Genomic DNA, 20,975 nt, shown 5'->3' with positions numbered 1-20,975 from the left:
GCCTGTGCTCATTGGGGCGCCAACAAATCGTTGGACACGATCCATAAGCCTGCCTTATCCATCGAATATGCGCCGCATTCCGCCTCTCTCCGCTGTCCGGGTGTTCGAGGCGGCTGCGCGCCACGAGAATTTCACTGCCGCGGCGGCCGAACTCGGCATGACTCAGGCGGCGGTGAGCTATCAGGTGAAGCTGCTCGAAGAGCGGCTCGGCGTGCCGTTGTTCCGCCGCGAGAAGAAGCGCGTCCTCCTGACCGAGGCAGCCCGCCGGATCGCGCCGCAGGTGGGCCGTGCCTTCGATGCGCTCGATTCGGCCTTCGCCACGATCCGCGCCGAGGATGAGGGGCTGCTGACCGTCTCCACCTCCAACACCTTCGCCAATACCTGGCTCGCCTGGCGTCTCGGCAGTTTCCAGATGGCGCATCCGGATATGGCGGTGCGCCTGCTGACCAGTGACATGCTGGCCGATTTCACGACCGACGATGTCGATATCGCCATCCGCGCCGGCCGCGGATCATGGCCGGATCTCTCGCAGGACCTGGTGTTGCCGATCGATTTCACGCCGATGTGCAGCCCGGGTTTCCAGCGGCGCCATGGGCCCGTGTTCGAGCCGGCCGACCTGCTCCGCCTGCCGTTGATCAGCCCGCACGACAGCTGGTGGTCCCATTGGCTGCGCGAGGCCGGCGTCGACGCGCCGGACAGGATGCCCCGCCGCGGCGTCAGGCTCGATTCCCAGGCGCATGAAGGCCATGCGGCGATGGCCGGGCAGGGCATGGCGATGTTGACCCCTTTCTTCTGGCGCAACGATCTGGCCGACCGCCGGCTGGTGCGGCCGTTCGAGCAAGTATCGACCCGCGGCTATGCCTATTGGCTGGTCTGCCCCGAGGCACGGCGCGGCGTGCCCAAGATCAAGCGATTCCGTGAATGGCTGTTCGCCGAGCTGGCGCGCGACCTGCCGAGCCCGGTCTGAACAGACCGCCCGATCCTAGCCTAGCCCGATTCCGCCTGCTAACCGGGGCCCAATGCCTACCGATATCCAAGAGCCCGATCCCTTCAACGCCATCGTCGACGCGCCCTTCGACAGTGCTCTGTCGGAGCGCTACCTCGTCTATGCGCTCTCCACGATCACGGCGCGCTCGCTGCCCGATGTCCGCGATGGGCTGAAACCCGTTCACCGGCGCCTGCTCTGGGCGATGCGCCTGCTTCGGCTCGATCCGGCGCAGGGCTACAAGAAATGCGCCCGCGTCGTCGGCGACGTGATCGGTAAATATCATCCGCATGGCGACCAGTCGGTCTATGACGCGATGGTTCGCCTCGCGCAGAGCTTTGCCATGCGGTATCCGCTCGTCGACGGGCAGGGCAATTTCGGCAATATCGATGGCGATAACGCCGCCGCCTATCGCTACACCGAGGCGCGGCTGACTCAGGTCGCGATCGACCTGATGGACGGCCTCGACGAAGACGCCGTCGACTACCGTCCTACCTACAATGGCGAAGACCAGGAGCCCGAGCTGTTCCCGGGCATGTTCCCGAACCTGCTTGCCAATGGTGCCGCCGGCATCGCGGTCGGCATGGCGACGAGCATCCCGCCGCACAATGCCGCCGAACTGTTCGACGCCGCGATCCTGCTGATCGACCAGCCGGAGGCGAGCGACGCGCAGGTGCTGGAGCATGTGAAGGGGCCGGATTTTCCGACCGGCGGGCAAGTGGTCGACAGCGCGGCCGCGATCGCCGAAGCCTATGCCACCGGGCGCGGCGGCTTCCGTGTCCGGGCGCGCTGGCATGTCGAGGACCAGGGTCGCGGCACCTGGAACGCGATCGTCACCGAGATTCCGTACGGCGTCCAGAAGGGCAAGCTGATCGAGCAGATTGCGACGATCATCAACGACAAGAAGCTTCCGATCCTGGCGGACGTGCGCGACGAATCCGATTCGGAGGTGCGCATCGTCATCGAGCCGCGCGCTCGCACGGTCGATGCGACCCTGCTGATGGAAAGCCTGTTCCGGATGAGTGATCTGGAAAATCGGGTCAGCCTCAACCTCAACGTGCTCGACGCGCGCCGTACCCCACGCGTGATGTCCCTGCGCGAGGCGCTGTTAGGCTGGGTCGATCACCAGTTCATCGTGCTCCAGCGTCGTACCGCGCACCGGCTGGCCAAGATCGCCGACCGGATGGAACTGCTGGACGGCTACATCATCGCCTTCCTCAACCTGGACCGGGTGATCGAGATCATCCGCACCGAGGATGAGCCCAAGCCGGTGATGACCGCCGAGTTCGAATTGACCGACCGCCAGGCCGAGGCGATCCTGAACATGCGCCTGCGCTCGCTGCGACGGCTCGAGGAGATGGAGCTTCGCAAGGAGCGCGACGGGCTGGAAACCGAGAAGGCAGGCCTTGAGGCGTTGCTCGGCAGCGACGCGCGCCAGCGGACCCGGCTGAAGAAGGACTTCGCCAAGCTGCGCGATCGCTACGGCCTGGAAACCGAACTGGGCAAGCGCCGCACCACGATCGAAGAAGCTGCCCCCGCCCGCGAAATCCCGCTCGAGGCGATGATCGAGCGGGAGCCGATCACCGTGATCCTGTCGCAGCGGGGGTGGATCAGGGCGATGAAGGGCCATATCGAGCCTGCCGCCGCGGCCGACCTGAAGTTCAAGGAAGGCGACGCGGCCTTCCTGCATTTCTTCGCGCAGACGACTGACAAGATCCTGCTCGCGGCGGAGAATGGCCGTTTCTACACGCTCGCGGCGGACAAGCTGCCTGGCGGCCGCGGTTTTGGCGAGCCGGTGCGGGCGATGATCGATCTCGACGGCGATGTCGGGATCGTCGCTTTGATGCCGGCGAGCCGTGCTGAGAAGCTGCTGGTCGCCGCCACCGACGGCCGCGGCTTCATCGTGCGGACGGCGGATACGATCGCCGAGACGCGCAAGGGCAAGACGGTGGTGACGCCGCGTCTGGGCGCGAAGCTGAAGATCGTGCGCCCGGTCGATCCGGCGGCCGATTATGTCGCGGCGATCGGCGACAACCGCCGCCTGCTCGTCTTTCCATTGACCGAGCTGGCTGAACTGGCGCGTGGCCAGGGTGTCCAGTTGCAGCGGTATCGCGACGGTGGCCTGTCCGATGCGATCACTTTCGTCTTCGCTGACGGGCTGAGCTGGGCGATGGGCGGCGAGAGTGGACGGACTCGTACCGAAAGCGATCTTGCACCGTGGCGCGCGGCACGCGGCGCGGCCGGGCGAATGCCACCCACCGGCTTTCCAAGGGATAACCGTTTCTAGCCATTTTGGTGGTATCAAGTGGCTGAAATACTGTGCAAGCTTCAGCCGCTTTTAACCTGTTCCCGGTAACGCTACCCTGGATGATGCCGTTCAGGTCCCGGGTCTTGAAAGCGGAAGAGCCTCCCGTATCGATGGAGGCCGGTGACGCGCGCATGAACGATCTGGACCGGATCGGAGCGACGTTCGATCTCCTTCCCATCCCGGCGGCGCTCGTGATCGCGGCCGACGGCGATGTGTCCATCCAGATGGCAAACCGGCCGTTCCGCCAGGCCGGCCTTGGTTCCGCGAGCGGTGCGTCGCCGCTGATCTCGCTGATTGCGACGCGGATCACCAAGTTCGTCCAGAGCGATTCGCTGCGCGAGGATTTCCCCTGGCAATTCGGCGACGCAGTCGATTGCCGCTATTATCAGGTCACGCTTGCGCGCCTGACGCGCAACGCCGAGGGGCGCTGCCTCGTCACCCTGATCGACCAGACGTCCGAATTGCGCACCGAGCATAATCTTCGTCGCGAGATGATGACCGACAGCCTGACCGGCCTCGCCAATCGCGCCGGCTTCAGCGATCATCTCGAGGCGCTGATCGACGACACGACACAGCAGGCGCGCTACGCCGTGCTCATCGTCGATCTCGATCGTTTCAGCCGCGTGAACGCCTGCCTCGGGTCGATGGCCGGCGACGAGTTGCTCATCACCGTTGCCCGGCGTCTCAAGGGCATCCTGCGCGCGCACGACGTGCTCGCCCGGACCGGTGGTGATGAATTCGGTATCCTGCTGACGCTCGAGGATGGTCCCGGTGACGCCGACCATGTCGCCAGGCGAATCCAGGGCGCGCTGGGCACGCCGTTCCAGCTTTCCGATTTCGAGATCCGGGTCGCTTGCTCGATCGGCATCGCCTTCGGGTCGAGCCAGGTCGACGATGCCGAGGAACTGATCCGGCACGCCCAATTCGCGGTGCGGCGGTCCAAGACCAGCGGTCGCGCCGAAGCCTATCAGACCCAGGCGTTCGACATCGCGCGCGAGCAGTTCGGCATGGAGACCGCGCTGCGCCGCGCGCTCGACCGGGGGCAGCTTCGGCTCAGCTTCCAGCCGATTTGCGATCTTGCGACCGGACAGATCGTCTGCTTCGAATCACTGGCGCGATGGGCCGACGACGACGGCACCGAATTTTCGCCCTGCGATTTCATTCCGGTCGCCGAGGAATCGGGGCTGATCGTTCCGCTCGGTCGCTGGGCGATCGAGGAGGCGGTGCGCACGCTTGCCGGATGGGACGCGCGGGCGGGCGGCAATTGCGGCGTGAAGCTCGCGGTCAACCTGTCGGCGATCCAGCTCCAGCGCGACAGCATCGCGCCGGTGGTCGAGCGCGCGCTCACCGGCAACGGCCTTGACGGTTCGCGCCTCACCCTTGAACTCACCGAAAGCGCGCTCGTCACTGATCCCGATCGAATCGCGGGAATCATGCATGCGCTGAAGGGGCTCGGCACGACGCTGGCGATGGACGATTTCGGCACCGGCTATTCGAACCTCGCCTATCTCCAGAAGCTGCCGATCGATATTCTCAAGATCGACCGCAGCTTCGTGACCGGCATGCTTGCCGACCGCGACAAGATCGCGATCGTGCGTGCCATCCTGTCGCTTGCCCAGGCGCTTGGTATGCAGACGACGGCCGAGGGAATCGAGACCAACGAACTTGCCCAGACGCTCGCCGCGCTTGGCTGCACCTATGGCCAGGGCTTCGTCTATGCGCGGCCGCTCGAGGCCGACGCGGCCTATTCGCTGCTGGAAGCCCGCAGGAACTGAGCGGTCGCCGCGTCGGCGATCTGGTTCACCCGCGCTGCATCAGGAAAGCCCTCGGCGATCCATTGCTCCTCGATCTGGCGCAGCGTGCGCGCGACCTCGGGGCCCTTGCGCAGGCCGCGTTCGACCAGGGCGCCGCCGGTGAGCGGCAGGGCAGGGGATTCCCAGGCGAGTAGGGACGTCACGTCCTTTTCCGGACGATCCGACAGGAGCAGGCGATCGATCGCCAGGTCCCTGCCGAGCCGGTAGCCGATCACCGTCGCCGGCTCGTCGCCCACTGGCTCGGCGGCGCTGACCAGTCGTCGCCGCTCGACCTTGGACAGTTTCAGCCGCGCGCCGATATCGTCCGCCACGCGGGTGTCCGCCGGGAGCAGCGATGCGAGCCGCCGGATCGGATCCGGATCGATCCCCGCCGCGGCCTCACGCGCGACCAGCCGCGCCAGTTGTCCGGTGCTTTCGATTTCCGGAAGTACCGGGACGAAGATCGCATGGTCGATCATCAGGTCGACGACGCGGACTGCGTGCACCGCGACCAGCAGCCGGAGCAGTTCGGCCGCGATCCGCTCGCGCGACAGGGCCATCAGGTCGTTCGCGCGTTCAGTGCAGGCATCCAGCCCGGCCTCGTCCGGTGCGTCGCCGAACCGGGCGTGGAAGCGGAAGAAGCGCAGGATGCGCAGATGATCCTCGGCGATTCGTTTCAGCGGATCGCCGATGAAGCGCACCCGACGCGCCTCCAGATCGTCGATCCCGCCGAAATAATCGAAGATCTTCCCGGTCAGTGGATCCGCGTAGAGCGCGTTCATCGTGAAATCGCGTCGCGCGGCGTCCTCCTGCCAGTCGTCGGTGAAGGCGACGGTCGCGTGCCGGCCATCAGTGGCGACATCGCAGCGGAGGGTGGTCACCTCGACTGGACCGCCGGACAGCACTGCCGTCACCGTGCCGTGCGCGAGGCCGGTCGGCACTGCCTTGATGCCATTGCCCTTGAGCAGGGCGATTACCCGGTCGGGAGAATGAGTCGTCGCGAGATCGACATCGGCCACGTCGATGCCGAGCAGCGTGTCGCGCACGGCGCCGCCGACGAAGCGCACCTTGCCTTCGGCTGCGCCCAGCACGTCGCAGAGCCCCACCAGTCCGTCGCGTCCGCGCCACGCGGCCTGCGGCAGGATCATCCGTTCCATCGCAGCCGCCGGGAGAGATTGACGATCATCGCGGCGGTCGCGCCCCAGATGCGGTGGCCGTCCCAGTTGATCTCATAATAATGCCGGTTGCGGCCCTGCCATTCGACGGTCGCCTCGACATGGTTCGCGGCGTCGAGGACGAAATCGAGCGGCACCTCGAACACCTGCGCCACTTCGGCCGCGCTGGGAACCAGGATCAGGTCGGGTGGGACGATGCCGATCACCGGGGTCACGTCGAAGCCAGTGACGGTGCGATAGCGGTCGGCCTCCCCGATCACGATCACCCGGTCGCGCGGCAGGGCGATCTCCTCTTCCGCCTCGCGCAGCGCCGCGTCGATCGCGCCGCTGTCGCCCGGGTCGATCCGGCCGCCGGGAAAGGCGACCTGGCCGGGGTGGCGCGACAAGGTGTCGGTACGCTGGGTCAGGATGACGCCGGGCCTTGAACGATCGGTGACGGCGACGAGCACGGCGGCGTTCATCAGCGGCGTCGACTGATCGAGTTCAAGGTCGCGATGGTCCCCGGTCAGTAGCACGGTATCCATGCCGTGTCCGGCTTCGAGCGCGTTGCGCAGGCGATCGGCAAGGGTCATTCAGTCCGCTCCAGAGGGAAGAAGGCGCCGTTGCTCCACACGCCGGGCGGCACATCGTCGCCCGCCAGCGCGATTGCGGCGAGATCGTAATAGACCGTCCGGGCGACCAGCGCCTCCAGCCCGCCCCGGACATGGAGATAGGGGCGGGGGCTATCCCCGCGTTCTTCGAAACGCAGGGGATGGTCGCTGCCGGCCGTCACCAGATCGCCGGTGTTGAGGCGAAAGGCCAGCCGCGAATCGCGACCTTCGCCTTCGACCTTCATCTCTACCGCGACGAAAGGCGCGTCCTCCACCGCGATATCGAGCTTCTCGACTGGCGTGACGAGCACATAGCCGCCATCCTCCTCACGACGCAGGATCGTCGAGAACAGCCGGACCATCGCCTGACGCCCGATCGGCGATCCCTGATGGAACCAGGTCCCGTCGCGCGCGATGCGCATCTCGCTGTCGCCGCAATGAGTCGGGTTCCAGCGTTCGACCGGCGGCAGTTTCCGTTCCCCGGCGAGGCGCGCGATATCGGCGAGCGACAGCGCGGCAAGATCGGGAAGCGGGTCCATCGGCATCGGTAGGCGGTAGGACAGGCCTGCCCGGGCGTAAAGCGTCAGGCGAGCGCCACGGTTCGAGGGGCGAGCATGCCCGCGCCGTCCGGGACCGAATCGCCCATTGCCAACAGCCGGCGCTGCTCGACGGGCCCCGGTACGCGCCACCCGGCCGTTCGATCAGCGGTGAAGCCGAAGAACCGGCCATAATATTCCGGGTCGCCGATCAGCATCAGCGCACCGGCCTCGCCCGAGGCCACCGCCGCGTTCAGTGCATAGAGCATCAGGTCACGCCCGATCCCGTCACCCTGCCGCGCTGGCTCGACGGCGACCGGGCCGAGCATCACCATCGGCACATCCCGGCCATCGTCACCGTCGAACAGGATCGGCCAGCACTGGATCGTGCCGACCAGCGCGCCGTTTTCCAGGGCAGCGAAGCTCAACCGGGGAATCGCGGGCATGCCCTGGCGAATCCGGTAGGCGGTTCGCTCGTGCCGGTCCGTGCCGAACGCGCGGTCGAGCAGATGCTCGACTGCCTGCGGTTCAACTTCGGAAATCGGCGCGATCCTGATCAATATGGTTGCTCCTGCGAGTCCCGGCATGGACGCACGGGGCCGCGCGCTTTAGCGGTGGTACGCCTGAACGCAAGCCGAATTGGAGGCGCGCGATGAAGCTGTACGATGCCGAATTCGCCCCAAGCCCGCGCCGGGTGCGCATCTTCCTTGCCGAGAAGGGCATCGAGATCGAGCGCGTGATGGTGGATCTCCGCCGGAACGAGCAACTTTCCGATCCCTATCTCGCCGTGAATCCGCGCGGCGCGGTGCCAGCGCTTGAGCTGGACGATGGTGAGGTCATCTGCGAATCGGCCGCGATCTGCCGCTATTTCGAGGCGCTGCACCCGGAACCCGCATTGTTCGGGAGCACGGCCCTCGACATCGGCCGGATCGAATCCTGGACTCGCCGAATCGAATCGGACGGATATGCCGCCGCCGTCTATGCCTTTCGCAACGTCCATCCCGCCTTTCAGGATCGTGCGGCACCGGGCAAATGGCCGGCGATGCCGCAGATACCCGAACTGGGCGCGCGCGGGCTGATCATGTGGGGCGCTTTCGTCGAGGCGCTCGATGTCCGGCTGGCGGACCGCGACTGGATCGCCACCGACGCCTTCAGCTTCGCCGACATCTCAGCGCTCGTGACGATCGATTTTGCCCGAGCCGCTAAATTCCAGGTACCCGAGGATTGTCGTTCGGTTGCGCGCTGGCACGCGGCGGCCAGCGCGCGGCCAAGTGCCGCGGCCTGAGGCGGCTTTCCACCGCTTCCTCATCTGCTATGGCGCCCGCCACACCATGAAAGGGCCGCGCTTGGACGATCGTCTCAGCCTTGAAGTGCATGATCTTGAGGTGCCGGTTCTCACCGGCATCTATTCAGAAGAAACCCATCTGCCGCAGCCGCTGCGGATTTCGTTGACGGTCGATCTCGATTGTCCGGCGCATTTCGCCCCGGATTCGCCTCTGGGCGCGACGAAGAATTATCTGGATCTGAAGCGGGCCGCGACGACGGCGCTGCCCGAAGGGGTGCATTTCACCCTGGTCGAAGGTGTGGCCGATCATATCGCCGAAATCCTGTTCCTCCAGGACAAGCGCGTTGCGCGGGTGCAGATCAAGATCATCAAGCTGGCCATTGCCGAAGCTGGCGAATCAATCGGCATCACACTCGTCCGTCACCGGAAATGAGCATGGAGGAGGCCGTTCGCGAATCGCTTGCGACGGCCACGGGCTCGATCCTGGTCACGGCCGAAGCGGGACGGGCACAGCAGACCGTGCAGCGCCTTCGCGCGGCGGAGGCCGACATCGTCCTTCTCTTGCTCGATTCGTCGGTGCCCGCGATCGAGCGCGCGATGTTGATCGCTGCGATCGGGCCTCTCGCCGTCGAGCTCGCATCATATACCCGAATCGGGGCGATCGACGTAGTGGCGGGGGCGGAAGAGGGCGATGTCGCCGCCGCTGCGCGCTTCCTCGCCGCCGCGCGGTCGACGACCGGCCAGATCCTCAGGGTCGCACCCGAAGTTTAGCGGCCACCGCCCCGGTTGCAGGGACCGAGCGAGCGAATCACCAGGCGGTAATCCTCGCGCGCGATGGCCGCGTCGCTATCGCTGAGCGACGTCAGGCTCGATGCGGGCAGTTCCGGCGGCAAGGCGCAGGCAAGGCGATACCACAACAAGGTATCGCGCGCCGGCGGCACGGCGCCCTCGCCGACAAGCTCGCTCAACGCCACTGACCAGCGCGGCTGCTCGCCGGGCGTCCGCTGGATGCCGATCGAAACAGGCCGGCTGTCTGCGGTGGTGAGGAATATCTGGGTTTCGCCTGATCCGGGCAGGTCGCCGGTGACATGAAATGCGTTGCCGATCCCGGTCACCTTCGGAGGGGCATCGGGACTGAGCGTTTCCTGGGTGATTCGCCGGGTCAACGCATCGGCGCCGGGCGTCCAGTCGCGCTGGGCATCGGGGCGGACGAGCTGAACGAGAGTTGAGTTACCCGGAACGGGCCGGGCAAACAGCAGGACACGGAGCTTGCGCAATTTCGGCAGCTTCCCGCGCGTATCCACAGGTACATCAAGTACATAAGCGATTCGCGGCGGCAATGCTGCAGTGCCGCGAATCAGGGCCAGGACGTCTGCTTCGACATAAAGCCGGGCCATGTTGGCGGCTACGCCGGCGGCATCCGGGCCCTTCAGGCGGGTGGAGCTTCGAATGGTCGCATCGATGATCGCGGGGGCCGCGAGAACCAGATCAGCATAGTCGGCATAGGGCGGGGCGATTACCACCGAATCGGCGGGAATCTGCGGTCTTTGCTGGGCTGAGGCACCAGTTGCGGCCGCCGCGAAGGCCATCGCAAACGCGAGTTTCGGAGCTGAAATCATTCGCTATGGGTTACGCGTTCGTTCCGATATTATACAGAAATAATTCTGCCACGTCGGGATTGTACGTTTGTTGCGTGAGACAAAGCGTTTGCGTCAGGGTTTGGGGGGTCATATAGGATCGCCCCTGTCCAAGGATACATCAGCCCACGACAGGCAGATCGGACGAACGGACGTTACGGATCGGCGGTTCGCGTCGTGTACGGATAGAGGAGTTTCGTTTCTGAATGGCTTATGCTGACCGTAATGTAAGCGGCAACCGCGTGGTGGCGATCGTGATCGTGTCGGTGATTGTCGCCGTCATGGGCTACGCCTTCGTCACCGGACTCACGTACAAATACGTGAAAGCGATGTCGGAGAAGTTGAAGACCTTCGACGTCGAGGAGCCGCCACCCCCGCCACCCGACGAGCCGCCGCCCCCTCCGCCAGATCAGCCGCTCGAGCCGCCTCCGGTCGTCTCGCCGCCGCCGATCGTGCAGACTCAGGCGCCGCCGCAAGTCGTCATCCAGACAGTGCAGGCTCCGCCGCCGGTCTTCGTGCCGACGCCGGTCGCAGCGCCGCCGCCACCTCCACCCGCGCCGCCTCGCATCTCGCAGGCAGCGGGCCTGAAGGGTAACCCCGGCCAGTTCTTCAATGACGATGCCTATCCATCGGAGGCGATTCGCGCCGGTGCTCAGGGTCGAGTCGTTGCGAAGCTGACGGTGGGCGCCGATGGCCGCGTGAGTGCATGCAGCATCACGACGTCGAGCGGTAACAGCTCGCTCGACGACACGACGTGCCGCATCGCGCGCAGCAGGGTGCGCTATACCCCGGCCAAGGACGAGAACGGTCAGCCGACCGTGTCGACGGCAACGCTGCCGGTCCGTTGGGTATTGCCTGAGAATTGACGATAGGGATTCGGCCCGGTGCGCCATGCCCCGGGCCGTTTCTGGATAGACCTGACAGTAAAAAATACAGCCTAGAGGAAACCAACTAAATGCTCACCACCATCCTTGCGGCCGGCGCCGCAGCAGCCGCCCCCAAGGGCGAAAATCCTTACGGCCTGATCCCGGCGCTCCGCGAAGGCGGCCTGATCTCGCAGACCGTGTTCGGCATCCTGGTGCTGATGCTTTTCGTCTCGCTCTACATCCTGTTCACCAAGCTGTTCGAGCAGCAGAAGGTGATCAATCAGCACAAGCGCGTGAGTGGTGGCTTCTGGAACAACAACAGCCTGCGTGAAGCATCGGCCAAGCTCGAGAAGAACTCGGCCTACAAGCAGATCGTCGACGACGGCCTGTCGGCTCAGGAGCAGCACACCCGCCTGACCGATCCGGTCGAGGCGCATGACTGGCTGCACGGCTCGCTCGCCCGTTCGGAAGCGTCGATCAACTCGCAGCTCAACTCGGGCCTGGCATTCCTGGCGACCGTCGGCGCGACCGCACCGTTCATCGGTCTGTTCGGTACGGTTATCGGCATCTACCGCGCGCTCATCAAGATCGGCGCGGCCGGTCAGGCTTCGATCGACGCCGTTGCCGGCCCGGTCGGTGAGGCGCTGATCATGACCGCTCTCGGTCTCGTCGTCGCCGTTCCGGCGGTGCTCGCCTACAACTGGCTGCAGCGTCGCAACAAGTCGATCGCCGAAGACCTGAACGCGTTCTCGAACGACGTGCTCGGCTATCTGGCGTCGGACGGCGCGGTTCGCCCGGCAGCTGCTGCCCGCAAGGGTGCGGCTCCGGCAGCCAAGCCGGCGGCTGCGACCACCACGGCAGCACGCTGATGACGGGGCGGGGCGCGCGCCGCGTTGGCGCCGCCCCGCCTCTCGCCCCCGGAGTTTTCCCGGTGGCCCAGTTGCAAGGATAGGATAGTCCTCAATGGCAATTAGCGTTGGCGGCGACGGCGCCGAAGAAAAACCGATGTCGGACATCAACACGACCCCGATGGTGGACGTGATGCTGGTGCTCCTCATCATCTTCCTGATCGCGGTGCCCGTCGTGCTGCAGTCGGTGAAGCTGAAGCTTCCCGACATTCGTTACGATCCCACGACCACGAAGCCCGAGAACGTGTCGCTCTCGATCCTGCAGAAGCCCGATGGTTCTTGCGGCATCTTCTGGGGTACGGCGCCCGTCGGCCATCAGGAGCTGCTCGACAAAGCGGTAGCGAAGCTGAGAGCCGAGATCGCGCGTCAGGGCGGTGTCGGCAATCCCGATCTGGAGCTTCCCGAGGCTCATATCCGCGGTGACGTGAATACGCCGTATCGCTGCATTGGTGGCGCAATCTACACGATGCAGATGGCAGGCTTTGCCAAGGTCGGCTTCATTTCCGAGCCTCCGCCCGGCGGCAACGCCGAGCGCATGTGACCGGTCAGAGCTTCAGGAGTAATATGATATGGCAATGAGCGGCGGCTCCGATGACGGCCAGCCGATGATGGATCTGAACACGACGCCGTTGATCGACGTCATGCTCGTGCTCCTCATCATGTTCATCATCACCATTCCGATCCAGACGCACGCAGTGAAGGTCGATCTTCCGATCAACGACCCGAACAACAAGCCGCCACCGGTCGATCCGCAGAAGAACAAGGTCACGATTGACCCGGCGGGAACGATTGCGTGGAACGGTGCGCCGGTCGACAAGGTCACTCTCCAGCAATATCTGGAAGCGACGAAGAGCATCAATCCGGAGCCGGAGCTGCATTTCCAGCCGGATCCCCAGGCGCGTTATGCGCGGGTTGATGAAGTGCTCGCGGTCATCAAGCGCTCTGGCGTGACCAAGCTCGGCTTCATCGGCAACGAGCAATATCGCAACGATTTCTGATCGATCCGATCAGCGCGAGATAAATGGGGCGGTCCTTCGGGGCCGCCCTTTTTTGTTGTCTGGCGTTGGTCGCCCGCATCGCTCTCTCCTCGCGCGCAACTCTATTGCAGCGGAGTCACTAAAGTGACACAAGAGTGTCATAAAAATGAAACCTTTCAAGGAAAGGTCGTCGAGGAGAAGAGCAATGCGCATTGGTTCTGGAATATTGATTGCCGGAATTGTCTTGGCGGGCGCGGCTACCGCTGCCACCGCAAGCGACCGCACCGGTTTCATCGCCATCAAGCAGGGTGATTTCAGCACGGCGGAACGTACGCTGGTCGCGGAGCGCAGAATCTATCCCTCACGCCCGGAACTGATGCTGAATCTTGCAGCGGTCTATCGTGGCACGGGCCGCCGGGACGAAGCACGGGTGCTGTACGAGGCTGTGCTGGCACGTCCCAATACGCTGATGGACGTCACTGCCGATCGCACTGCATGGTCGCACACGCTTGCCACTGCAGGGCTTTCCCGGCTCGATGCACGGCAAATGTCGTCACGTTAGAACCGTCGTGCGTAAAATCCGATCCGTTCGTCCCGAGTAACCGTCGAGCGTGACGAGATGGCGTATCGAGGGACAGGCGTTTCGCGCTTCAATTGTACCTCGATACGAGCTCTCGATACGGCTGCGCCTGTTCGATCTCTACTCGGCACGAATGGGCAGGTGGTTCTGATTTAGCGCTCGATGCACCGGGGCGCTCCCGGGCAGGGCTGGGCCCGTCAGCCACGTGAAAGCGTGAAAATCGGAGATCCGCAACAGGTTCGATTCCGTTCGAACCAGCGTTGACCGTGTCGCTTCCCTTTGCCCGCAACCAGCGGGATCAGAGTCTCGGCAGCGTGACGCCACGCTGGCCCATATATTTGCCGGAGCGGTCGGCGTAGCTTGTCTCGCAGGGCTCGTTGCCCTCCAGGAACAGGAACTGGCACGCGCCTTCGTTCGCATAGATCTTGGCGGGCAGGGGAGTGGTGTTCGAGAATTCCAGCGTAACATGCCCTTCCCAGCCGGGCTCGAGCGGTGTGACGTTCACGATGATGCCGCAGCGCGCATAGGTCGATTTGCCGAGGCAGATGACCAGAACGTCGCGCGGCACCCGAAAATATTCCACCGTCCGGGCCAGCGCGAAGCTGTTGGGCGGAATGATGCACACATCGGTCTTGCGGTCGACGAAGCTGTTCGACGAGAAATCCTTCGGATCGACGATCACGCTGTCGATGTTGGTGAAGACCTTGAACTCGTCCGACACGCGCGCGTCATAGCCATAGGATGACAGGCCGTAGGAGATGCACCCGTCGCGCTGCTGGCGATCGACGAACGGCTCGATCATCCCGTTGGCGAGCGCCTGCTCGCGAATCCAGCGGTCCGACATGATCGACATTGAGCGCCTCCCTTGAGCCGACCGCTTTCGCGGGAATGGCTCTTCGGGGCAAGGCCGATTGCACTGAATGAGGAACTGTCAGCTATTGCGAGTCGATGGAGTCGTACCGGCTGCTTGTCCGGCCTGTGCGCCGGACGTTGATGAACGGATATCGGGCTGTCAGGATATGGATCGGCATATGGTGAGGGGGGAGGACAGGGTGATTGCGGACGGACCGGAAGAACCAAGGCGATTGAGCGCGCCATTGCTGTTGGGCATGCTCGCAATGCCGGTGATCTTCGTCTGGTTCTTTCTGCGCCGCGGTTACTCGCAGGCACTTCGTCGCGCCGCGTTTACCTATACCGCTACCTTGTTGGCGATCGGCCTGATCGGCACTCTCGGTCGCTGAGCGCCCGGTTCAGTCGATTCCGAGATCACCCGGCCCGAAGGCGTGCGGCAGCAATTCCGACAGGAGATGCCGCTCATGCAGGTCTCCTTCGGCGCCCGCGCACCATATCGCAATGTCGCGCTTGCCCATCTGCGCTGCCTCGTTGATCACCTGGCGGCAGCGGCCGCAGGGGCCGACCGGCTTCGTGCCGGTGGGCTTGCCGTCGGCATCCATCATCCCGCCGATCACGCCGATCGCGACGACATCGCGCAGCCGGCCCTGGGCGTTGACCGTCGCCAGCGCGACCGTCTCGGCGCACAGGGACAGGCCGTAGCTCGCATTCTCGAAATTCGTGCCCGTCACGACGCTGCCGTCAGTCAGCAGCACCGCCGCGCCGACGCCGAAGCGCGAATAGGGGGCATGGGCGTTATGCGCCGCGTCGCGGGCGGCGGCGATCAGGCGATCACGGACGTCGCTATCGCTGGTCATGGCGCGACCACGTTCCAGCGCACGGGGCCCGCAATTCCATCTATCCGTCTCATGTCGTTCGCCTGCCACATCCGCCAGGGCCTTGCCGTATAATCGGGTGGAAAGAAATCCTGCACCGCCCAGATGGTTCGCGGAATGGCGCTCGTCACCTGATAGCTCGCCTCGAAACGCTTGCTGATCTTGATCAGTGTCGGCTTGCCGCTGTGCGCTTCGACCATCGTCAGGAACCGTCGCAACTCGCCGAGCACGACGTCGCGAACCGGCCGCGATTCGCATCCCGGATCGAAATCGATCTCCACCGCCGGCGGCAGGGCGTCGCTCGTGCGCGGTACCGTGGTGTTGAAATTATTCGCCTGGTCCGCGGCGAGGCGACATAGCGAATAGACGTGGACCGCACCGCGGCGCATGCCCGAGGCATAGACATCCGCCCAGTTGTCGGCAAAGCGCTCATCCCGCCCGTCAGCGCCATAGGTCGCCCTGAGATACGCGAAGTCAGCGCCGCCGGCCTTTACCGTCGGCCATTCGACCGCGCCCTGGTCTTCGGACACGTCGACGCCCTGGAAATCATATTTATCGGACGGGCGCCAGCTCAGCGCGAAGGTCCAGGCGACCACGCCGGTCAGTGCCAGGACGATGCCCAGCGCGCCGATCTGACCGATCCGGCGTCCCCAGAGGCGCGATGCCATCCCGTCAGCCCTTGATGTGCAGGACGCAGATCAGCGTGAACAGCCGGCGCGCGGTGTCGAAATCGATCTCGATCTTGCCCTCCAGGCGTTCCTTCAGCAGCTCGGCCGCCTCGTTGTGGATACCGCGGCGTGCCATGTCGACCGTTTCGATCTGCGCCGGCGTCGCGTGCCGGATCGCTTCGTAATAGCTGTCGCAGATCGCGAAATAGTCTTTGATGGGCCGGCGGAAGCGGCCCATCGCTAGGACATAGGTCTCAAGGTGCGAGTCGTCCTCGCGATGGATCGCGATGGCGAGCCGGCCTTCCTCTACCGCCAGCGCGATCCTGAACGGCCCGCCATAATTGTCGGGATAGGCGCGCTGCGGGCAGAAATAATTGCCCTCGACCAGGTCGAAGATCGCGATTCGCCGTTCCTGCTCGATGTCGGCCGACCGCCACAGGATGGTGCGCTCGTCGAGGGAGACGGCGATGATGCGCGGGTCGGCCATGTCGTCGCCGTAAAGGGGAAGGCGTCCGGGAACAACACGCTCGCATTCATCGGGTGTTGAGGACTTATCCCCGCTATTGTGCGTCGCGGTCTATTGAGCCGGCGTGCGACCTCTGGGAAAGGACGGCATGGCCACCGCGACCCTTCAAGAACCGATTCTCCCCGACGCCCAGACGCTCCCCCAGAATGTCGAGGCGGAGGCAGCGATGCTCGGCGCGATGATGATCGACAACCGGCTGGCCGACGATCTGATCGACAGGCTGGAACCCGATCATTTCTTCGAACCGGTCCATGGCCGCATCTTCGCTGCGATCAAGACCGCGCGGAGCAACGATATGCTGGCTACGCCGGTGACGCTGCGTCCGATGTTCGAGCAGGATGAGGGAATGCGGGAGCTGGGTGGCCCGAGCTACCTGGCCGAGCTCACCGGATCGGGCGCGGGCCTGATCGGTGCGCGGCAGTTCGCGCAGCAGATCTACGATCTCGCCATGCTGCGGACATTGGTGAGGGTTGGCCGTGGGCTGGTCGAGGGCGCGATGGACACCTCGGAAGAGGTCAATCCGCGGGCGCAGATCGAGGCGGCGGAAGAAGAACTCTACAAGGTAGCCCTTGACGGCGGGAGCGAGACCCAGACGAAGAGCTTCCTTCAGGCCGCGAAAATATCCCTGAAGATGGCCGAGGTCGCCCTCAATTCGGGCGGACATATTTCAGGCATCACCACCGGCATCGAAAGCCTGAACACCAAGATCGGTGGCATGCATCGGTCAGATCTCATGATCCTGGCCGGGCGACCGGGCATGGGCAAAACCTCTCTCGCCACCAACATCGCGTTCAATGCTGCCCAGCGGTGGATGCGCGACATGGAGGACGGCATCGATCCCGACCGCTCCCTGGGGGCAAAGGTCGCGTTCTTCAGCCTGGAAATGTCGGCCGATCAGCTCGCCGGTCGTATCCTGTCGGAGCAGGCCAGGATCAATTCCGACGTGCTGCGGTCAGGCAAGATAAGCCATCAGGAATTCAAGCAGCTCGCGACGACGGCGGGCGAGCTCGAGAACCTTCCGCTGTTCATCGATGACACGGCCGGCCTGACGATCGGCGCGCTGCATACGCGGGCGCGGAGGCTTCAGCGTCGGCACAATAATCAACTGGGCCTTATCATCGTCGATTATCTCCAACTCCTGACGGGCTCGGCGAAGAGTTCGGGAGACGGGCGTGTTCAGGAGATTTCGGAGATCAGCCGTGGTCTCAAGAATGTGGCCAAGGACCTGAATGTTCCCGTGATCGCGCTGTCCCAGCTAAGCCGCGCGGTCGAGCAGCGCGAAGACAAGCGCCCGCTATTGTCGGATCTGCGCGAATCCGGCTCGATCGAGCAGGACGCTGACATGGTGATGTTCGTGTATCGCGAGGACTATTATCTCAACATGACCCAGCCCGAGATTCCGACGGCGAGCAGTCCGCCAGGCGTGGGGGACAAGCATGCGATGTGGACGGAGCATTTCATGCGCGTCCAGGGCCAGGCGGAACTGATTATCGCGAAGCAGCGCCACGGTTCGACCGGCAAGGTGACGCTCAAATTCGAGCCACACATCACCAAGTTCAGCGACCTGGCGCCAGGCGAAGGCTATGGCGGATAGGCGGTCGCCGCTACGGGCTCAGAAAACCGGCTCTTCGCCCGGTTTGTCGGCGACATGGATTCCGCACTCGACCTTGTCCCAGCCACGCCAGCGTCCTGCGCGGGGATCTTCGCCGGGCTGCACCTTGCTGGTGCAGGGCTGGCAGCCGATCGACAGATAGCCCTCAGCCTCAAGCGGATGGCGGGGCAGGGCGTTCGCCTCGAAATAGGTTTCCAGGTCAGCCTTCACCCAGTCGCCGAGCGGATTGACCTTCAGCCGGCCGTCCTCGACCTCGAAGCGCGGGATGTTCTGTCGCGTGACCGACTGGAACGCCTTGCGGCCTGAAATCCAGCTGTCGAGGCCCGCCTTGGCGCGCTTCAGCGGCTCGACCTTGCGAATCTCGCAGCATCCGTCGGGATCATAGGACCAGCGCAGGCCCTTGTCGTCCTTTGCCGCGAGCACCGCCGCATCGGGCTCGACGACCCAGCTATTCGCCAAGCCGAAGCTGTCGACGAGCGTCTCCCGATAGGCGAGCGTTTCGGGAAACATCTTGAGCGTGTCGACGAAGATCACCGGCACGTTCGGATCGGCCTGGGCGACGAGGTGGAGCAACACTGCGCTCTCGGTGCCGAACGAGGAGACGACCGCCGTCGTGCCGAGAATGTCTTCGGCGAACAGCGCCTTCAACATCGTCAGCGTGTCGACACCCGCGAAGCGCTCATTGAGCGCATCCGCATCCGCCTGAGTGAAGACGGGTCGGGCATCGATGACGTCGATCTTCCGCGCGGCTTCAGCCATGCCGACGTTTCCACACCGGCACCGCGCCATCGGCTGCCGCCTGATAGACATGCTCGTAGCGCGTCAGCGAGGCGTGCAGGGTAGTGGCGTCGATCTCGGCCTGGGGGGCGAAGCTGTCGAAACCGCAGCGCTTCATCAGCGGGATCTGGTCGACCAGCACATCGCCGGCCGCGCGCAGTTCGCCTTCATAACCTGCCTCGCGCAGGATCCGCGCCGAGGAATAGCCGCGGCCGTCGCGAAAGGTCGGGAAACTCACCTCGATCAGCCCGATCTGTCCGAGATGCGGGATCAGCGCGCGCGCATCGTCGCCGGATTCGATCCGGACGGCGGTGGCGTTGGTCTGGCCGAGGAAGGAATCGAGCGTAACCGCGGGCTCGTCGTGCGGCGCGTCGTCGCGGAAGCGCAGAAGATCACCCATAGATCGCCTCCTTGAACGGATCGATGCCGACTCGGCGATACGTGTCGAGGAAGCGTTCGCCGTCCTCGCGGAGCGAGACATAGCGGTCGGTCACGCGTTCGACCGCATCGACGATGCCGTCCTCGTCGAAGCCGGGGCCGGTGATCTTGCCGAGGCTCGCATCCTCAGCCCCCGAGCCGCCGAGCAGCAGCTGGTAATTTTCGGTGCCCTTCTTGTCGACGCCGAGGATGCCGATGTGACCGGCATGGTGATGACCACAGGCATTGATGCAGCCGCTGATCTTCAGCTTCAGTTCGCCCAGGTCGCGCTGCCGCACCGGATCGGCGAAGCGAGTCGCGATCTTCTGCGCGACAGGAATCGAGCGCGCATTGGCGAGGCTGCAGTAATCGAGACCGGGGCAGGCGATGATGTCGCTGATCAGGTCGAGATTGGCCTCCGCCAAGCCGCCTTCGCTGAGCGCCTGCCATACCGCGTAAAGATCGGCCTTGCGGACATGCGGCAACACGATGTTCTGGGCGTGGGTGACGCGCAGCTCGTCGAACGAATAACGCTCGGCCAGCGCCGCCATCAGGTCGATCTGAGCCGCCGTCGCATCGCCCGGGATGCCGCCGATTGGCTTCAAGCTGATATTGACGATCGCATAGCCCGGCTGCTTGTGCGGCTTCACATTCTGGTCGAGCCAGACGGCGAAATCGGGATCGCTGCGGCTGACCAGCTCGCTCGCACCCTGCTCGAACTTCGGCGGGGCGAAGAACGCGGTGATTCGATCGAACTCGGCCTTGGGCGGATCGATGCCCAGCGCCTTCACGAGCACGAATTCCTCCTCGACCTGACGACGATATTCGTCAGCGCCAAGCTCGTGGATCAGGATCTTGATCCGTGCCTTGTAGATATTGTCGCGCCGGCCATAGCGATTGTAGACGCGCAGGCATGCCTCGACATAGCTGAGCAGGTCGTCGGCGCCGACGAAATCCTTGATCTCCGGCGCGACCATCGGCGTGCGGCCCATGCCCCCGCCGACGAAGATCTTCCCGCCCAGTTCGCCATCGCGCTCGAGGAGCTGGATGCCGATATCGTGCAGCCGCATCGCGGCACGATCTTCGTCGGCGGCGATCACCGCGATCTTGAACTTGCGCGGCAGATAGCTGAATTCCGGGTGGAAGGTGCTCCACTGGCGCAGCAATTCGGCCCAGGGACGCGGATCAGCGACTTCGTCCGCTGCGGCGCCAGCATATTGATCCGACGAGATGTTGCGGATGCAATTGCCGCTGGTCTGGATGGCGTGCATCTCTACGGTCGCGAGATCGGCCAGGATATCGGGCGCATCGGCCAGCTTGATCCAGTTGTACTGGATGTTCTGCCGCGTGGTGAAATGACCGTATCCGCGATCATATTTGCGCGCGATATGCCCCAGCATCCGCATCTGGCGCCCATCGAGCGTGCCATAGGGGATGGCGACGCGCAGCATATAGGCATGAAGCTGGAGGTAGAGCCCGTTCATCAGCCGCAGCGGCTTGAACTGGTCCTCGGTGATCTGGCCGGCGAGGCGGCGCTTCACCTGATCGCGGAACTCATCGACGCGGGCGTCGACGATCGCCTGATCATATTGGTCGTATTTGTACATC

Annotated in this window: 25 protein-coding genes; 13 read left to right on the top strand and 12 right to left on the bottom strand. The window is 64.4% G+C overall.

The window, feature by feature from the left end; all coding sequences use genetic code 11:
• The first annotated feature begins 67 nt into the window (after positions 1-67).
• The 3 genes from gcvA to P0Y59_08840 all read left to right on the top strand — a co-directional run bounded on the left by gcvA (position 68) and on the right by P0Y59_08840 (position 5,068).
• Positions 68-967, top strand: a complete 900-nt coding sequence (gene gcvA / locus P0Y59_08850) for a transcriptional regulator GcvA (protein WEK01765.1) — start codon at positions 68-70, stop codon at positions 965-967.
• A 52-nt stretch (positions 968-1,019) separates the two neighbouring features.
• Positions 1,020-3,272 (top strand): DNA topoisomerase IV subunit A, encoded by a 2,253-nt coding sequence (gene parC / locus P0Y59_08845; GenBank protein WEK01764.1) that lies wholly within the window; start codon positions 1,020-1,022, stop codon positions 3,270-3,272.
• 152 nt (positions 3,273-3,424) lie between these two features.
• Positions 3,425-5,068: a bifunctional diguanylate cyclase/phosphodiesterase gene (locus P0Y59_08840; GenBank protein ID WEK01763.1), complete on the top strand. Its 1,644-nt coding sequence runs from the start codon at positions 3,425-3,427 to the stop codon at positions 5,066-5,068.
• Here the strand turns inward: P0Y59_08840 and P0Y59_08835 are convergent.
• Genes P0Y59_08835 through P0Y59_08820 form a run of 4 tightly spaced genes read right to left on the bottom strand, consistent with a single transcriptional unit; the run spans position 5,038 to position 7,947 of the window.
• A complete protein-coding gene (locus P0Y59_08835) occupies positions 5,038-6,243 on the bottom strand; it encodes a CCA tRNA nucleotidyltransferase (protein ID WEK01762.1) in 1,206 nt (401 codons plus the stop codon). The two genes, P0Y59_08840 and P0Y59_08835, sit on opposite strands and share 31 nt — an antisense overlap.
• A complete protein-coding gene (locus P0Y59_08830; protein WEK01761.1) occupies positions 6,231-6,833 on the bottom strand; it encodes a CoA pyrophosphatase in 603 nt (200 codons plus the stop codon). The genes P0Y59_08835 and P0Y59_08830 overlap by 13 nt, the downstream gene beginning before the upstream one ends.
• Positions 6,830-7,396, bottom strand: coding sequence for a DUF1285 domain-containing protein (locus tag P0Y59_08825; protein ID WEK01760.1), 567 nt, complete (start codon positions 7,394-7,396; stop codon positions 6,830-6,832). Before P0Y59_08825 ends, P0Y59_08830 begins: the two co-directional genes overlap by 4 nt.
• 38 nt (positions 7,397-7,434) lie before the next feature.
• Positions 7,435-7,947 (bottom strand): N-acetyltransferase, encoded by a 513-nt coding sequence (locus tag P0Y59_08820; protein WEK01759.1) that lies wholly within the window; start codon positions 7,945-7,947, stop codon positions 7,435-7,437.
• Positions 7,948-8,039: 92 nt separating this feature from the next.
• On the opposite strand from P0Y59_08820, the gene P0Y59_08815 reads away from it, so the two are divergent.
• From P0Y59_08815 to P0Y59_08805, 3 genes are all read left to right on the top strand, one after another.
• A complete protein-coding gene (locus tag P0Y59_08815) occupies positions 8,040-8,672 on the top strand; it encodes a glutathione S-transferase N-terminal domain-containing protein (protein WEK01758.1) in 633 nt (210 codons plus the stop codon).
• 61 nt (positions 8,673-8,733) lie between these two features.
• Entirely contained in the window at positions 8,734-9,105 is a 372-nt protein-coding gene (locus tag P0Y59_08810) for a dihydroneopterin aldolase (protein WEK01757.1), read from the top strand.
• 2 nt (positions 9,106-9,107) lie between these two features.
• Entirely contained in the window at positions 9,108-9,443 is a 336-nt protein-coding gene (locus P0Y59_08805) for a hypothetical protein (protein WEK01756.1), read from the top strand.
• Here P0Y59_08805 and P0Y59_08800 read toward each other — a convergent pair.
• A complete protein-coding gene (locus tag P0Y59_08800) occupies positions 9,440-10,261 on the bottom strand; it encodes a hypothetical protein (GenBank protein WEK01755.1) in 822 nt (273 codons plus the stop codon). The genes P0Y59_08805 and P0Y59_08800 overlap by 4 nt on opposite strands.
• Positions 10,262-10,515: 254 nt before the next feature.
• Between P0Y59_08800 and P0Y59_08795 the strand changes: the two genes are divergently transcribed.
• The 5 genes from P0Y59_08795 to P0Y59_08775 all read left to right on the top strand — a co-directional run bounded on the left by P0Y59_08795 (position 10,516) and on the right by P0Y59_08775 (position 13,622).
• Complete coding sequence (locus P0Y59_08795) at positions 10,516-11,175, top strand: energy transducer TonB (GenBank protein ID WEK01754.1); 660 nt, start codon at positions 10,516-10,518, stop codon at positions 11,173-11,175.
• A gap of 89 nt (positions 11,176-11,264) precedes the next feature.
• A complete protein-coding gene (locus P0Y59_08790) occupies positions 11,265-12,044 on the top strand; it encodes a MotA/TolQ/ExbB proton channel family protein (protein WEK01753.1) in 780 nt (259 codons plus the stop codon).
• A gap of 94 nt (positions 12,045-12,138) precedes the next feature.
• Entirely contained in the window at positions 12,139-12,624 is a 486-nt protein-coding gene (locus P0Y59_08785) for a biopolymer transporter ExbD (GenBank protein WEK01752.1), read from the top strand.
• Between the two features lie 28 nt (positions 12,625-12,652).
• The gene (locus P0Y59_08780; protein WEK01751.1) at positions 12,653-13,081 is read left to right on the top strand and encodes a biopolymer transporter ExbD; all 429 of its coding nucleotides are present in this window, start codon (positions 12,653-12,655) and stop codon (positions 13,079-13,081) included.
• Between the two features lie 184 nt (positions 13,082-13,265).
• Complete coding sequence (locus tag P0Y59_08775) at positions 13,266-13,622, top strand: tetratricopeptide repeat protein (GenBank protein ID WEK01750.1); 357 nt, start codon at positions 13,266-13,268, stop codon at positions 13,620-13,622.
• Positions 13,623-13,938: 316 nt separating this feature from the next.
• On the opposite strand, the gene dcd is transcribed toward P0Y59_08775, so the two are convergent.
• Positions 13,939-14,493, bottom strand: a complete 555-nt coding sequence (gene dcd / locus P0Y59_08770; protein WEK01749.1) for a dCTP deaminase — start codon at positions 14,491-14,493, stop codon at positions 13,939-13,941.
• A 232-nt stretch (positions 14,494-14,725) separates the two neighbouring features.
• On the opposite strand from dcd, the gene P0Y59_08765 reads away from it, so the two are divergent.
• A complete protein-coding gene (locus P0Y59_08765) occupies positions 14,726-14,881 on the top strand; it encodes a hypothetical protein (GenBank protein WEK01748.1) in 156 nt (51 codons plus the stop codon).
• 9 nt (positions 14,882-14,890) lie between these two features.
• Here the strand turns inward: P0Y59_08765 and P0Y59_08760 are convergent, their stop codons facing one another.
• From P0Y59_08760 to P0Y59_08750, 3 genes are read right to left on the bottom strand one after another with little or no spacing between them, the layout of a single operon-like run.
• Positions 14,891-15,349, bottom strand: coding sequence for a cytidine deaminase (locus P0Y59_08760; GenBank protein WEK01747.1), 459 nt, complete (start codon positions 15,347-15,349; stop codon positions 14,891-14,893).
• Positions 15,346-16,035: a GH25 family lysozyme gene (locus tag P0Y59_08755; GenBank protein ID WEK01746.1), complete on the bottom strand. Its 690-nt coding sequence runs from the start codon at positions 16,033-16,035 to the stop codon at positions 15,346-15,348. Before P0Y59_08755 ends, P0Y59_08760 begins: the two co-directional genes overlap by 4 nt.
• 4 nt (positions 16,036-16,039) lie before the next feature.
• Positions 16,040-16,522 (bottom strand): UPF0262 family protein, encoded by a 483-nt coding sequence (locus P0Y59_08750; protein ID WEK01745.1) that lies wholly within the window; start codon positions 16,520-16,522, stop codon positions 16,040-16,042.
• Between the two features lie 127 nt (positions 16,523-16,649).
• On the opposite strand from P0Y59_08750, the gene P0Y59_08745 reads away from it, so the two are divergent.
• The gene (locus P0Y59_08745) at positions 16,650-18,155 is read left to right on the top strand and encodes a replicative DNA helicase (protein ID WEK02539.1); all 1,506 of its coding nucleotides are present in this window, start codon (positions 16,650-16,652) and stop codon (positions 18,153-18,155) included.
• A gap of 18 nt (positions 18,156-18,173) precedes the next feature.
• Here P0Y59_08745 and P0Y59_08740 read toward each other — a convergent pair whose 3' ends face one another.
• Genes P0Y59_08740 through P0Y59_08730 form a run of 3 tightly spaced genes read right to left on the bottom strand, consistent with a single transcriptional unit; the run spans position 18,174 to position 20,974 of the window.
• Complete coding sequence (locus P0Y59_08740) at positions 18,174-18,932, bottom strand: phosphoadenylyl-sulfate reductase (protein ID WEK01744.1); 759 nt, start codon at positions 18,930-18,932, stop codon at positions 18,174-18,176.
• Positions 18,925-19,350: a DUF934 domain-containing protein gene (locus P0Y59_08735; GenBank protein WEK01743.1), complete on the bottom strand. Its 426-nt coding sequence runs from the start codon at positions 19,348-19,350 to the stop codon at positions 18,925-18,927. The genes P0Y59_08740 and P0Y59_08735 overlap by 8 nt, the downstream gene beginning before the upstream one ends.
• Positions 19,343-20,974 (bottom strand): nitrite/sulfite reductase, encoded by a 1,632-nt coding sequence (locus P0Y59_08730; GenBank protein ID WEK01742.1) that lies wholly within the window; start codon positions 20,972-20,974, stop codon positions 19,343-19,345. The genes P0Y59_08735 and P0Y59_08730 overlap by 8 nt, the downstream gene beginning before the upstream one ends.
• Between the last annotated feature and the right edge of the window lies 1 nt (position 20,975).

It is taken from the genome of Candidatus Sphingomonas phytovorans, assembly GCA_029202385.1.
GTDB classification, from domain to species: domain Bacteria; phylum Pseudomonadota; class Alphaproteobacteria; order Sphingomonadales; family Sphingomonadaceae; genus Sphingomonas; species Sphingomonas phytovorans.
This window is presented reverse-complemented; position numbering and strand designations above follow the sequence as displayed.

What these genes read in the sequence shown, in the direction of transcription:
- gcvA (WEK01765.1), top strand. Translation starts at nt 68, where the DNA reads ATGCGCCGCATTCCGCCTCTCTCCGCTGTCCGGGTGTTCGAGGCGGCT.
- parC (WEK01764.1), top strand. Translation starts at nt 1,020, where the DNA reads ATGCCTACCGATATCCAAGAGCCCGATCCCTTCAACGCCATCGTCGAC.
- P0Y59_08840 (WEK01763.1), top strand. Translation starts at nt 3,425, where the DNA reads ATGAACGATCTGGACCGGATCGGAGCGACGTTCGATCTCCTTCCCATC.
- P0Y59_08835 (WEK01762.1), bottom strand. Translation starts at nt 6,243, where the DNA reads ATGGAACGGATGATCCTGCCGCAGGCCGCGTGGCGCGGACGCGACGGA.
- P0Y59_08830 (WEK01761.1), bottom strand. Translation starts at nt 6,833, where the DNA reads ATGACCCTTGCCGATCGCCTGCGCAACGCGCTCGAAGCCGGACACGGC.
- P0Y59_08825 (WEK01760.1), bottom strand. Translation starts at nt 7,396, where the DNA reads ATGCCGATGGACCCGCTTCCCGATCTTGCCGCGCTGTCGCTCGCCGAT.
- P0Y59_08815 (WEK01758.1), top strand. Translation starts at nt 8,040, where the DNA reads ATGAAGCTGTACGATGCCGAATTCGCCCCAAGCCCGCGCCGGGTGCGC.
- P0Y59_08805 (WEK01756.1), top strand. Translation starts at nt 9,108, where the DNA reads ATGGAGGAGGCCGTTCGCGAATCGCTTGCGACGGCCACGGGCTCGATC.
- P0Y59_08800 (WEK01755.1), bottom strand. Translation starts at nt 10,261, where the DNA reads ATGGCCTTCGCGGCGGCCGCAACTGGTGCCTCAGCCCAGCAAAGACCG.
- P0Y59_08795 (WEK01754.1), top strand. Translation starts at nt 10,516, where the DNA reads ATGGCTTATGCTGACCGTAATGTAAGCGGCAACCGCGTGGTGGCGATC.
- P0Y59_08790 (WEK01753.1), top strand. Translation starts at nt 11,265, where the DNA reads ATGCTCACCACCATCCTTGCGGCCGGCGCCGCAGCAGCCGCCCCCAAG.
- P0Y59_08785 (WEK01752.1), top strand. Translation starts at nt 12,139, where the DNA reads ATGGCAATTAGCGTTGGCGGCGACGGCGCCGAAGAAAAACCGATGTCG.
- P0Y59_08780 (WEK01751.1), top strand. Translation starts at nt 12,653, where the DNA reads ATGGCAATGAGCGGCGGCTCCGATGACGGCCAGCCGATGATGGATCTG.
- P0Y59_08775 (WEK01750.1), top strand. Translation starts at nt 13,266, where the DNA reads ATGCGCATTGGTTCTGGAATATTGATTGCCGGAATTGTCTTGGCGGGC.
- dcd (WEK01749.1), bottom strand. Translation starts at nt 14,493, where the DNA reads ATGTCGATCATGTCGGACCGCTGGATTCGCGAGCAGGCGCTCGCCAAC.
- P0Y59_08760 (WEK01747.1), bottom strand. Translation starts at nt 15,349, where the DNA reads ATGACCAGCGATAGCGACGTCCGTGATCGCCTGATCGCCGCCGCCCGC.
- P0Y59_08755 (WEK01746.1), bottom strand. Translation starts at nt 16,035, where the DNA reads ATGGCATCGCGCCTCTGGGGACGCCGGATCGGTCAGATCGGCGCGCTG.
- P0Y59_08750 (WEK01745.1), bottom strand. Translation starts at nt 16,522, where the DNA reads ATGGCCGACCCGCGCATCATCGCCGTCTCCCTCGACGAGCGCACCATC.
- P0Y59_08745 (WEK02539.1), top strand. Translation starts at nt 16,650, where the DNA reads ATGGCCACCGCGACCCTTCAAGAACCGATTCTCCCCGACGCCCAGACG.
- P0Y59_08740 (WEK01744.1), bottom strand. Translation starts at nt 18,932, where the DNA reads ATGGCTGAAGCCGCGCGGAAGATCGACGTCATCGATGCCCGACCCGTC.
- P0Y59_08735 (WEK01743.1), bottom strand. Translation starts at nt 19,350, where the DNA reads ATGGGTGATCTTCTGCGCTTCCGCGACGACGCGCCGCACGACGAGCCC.
- P0Y59_08730 (WEK01742.1), bottom strand. Translation starts at nt 20,974, where the DNA reads ATGTACAAATACGACCAATATGATCAGGCGATCGTCGACGCCCGCGTC.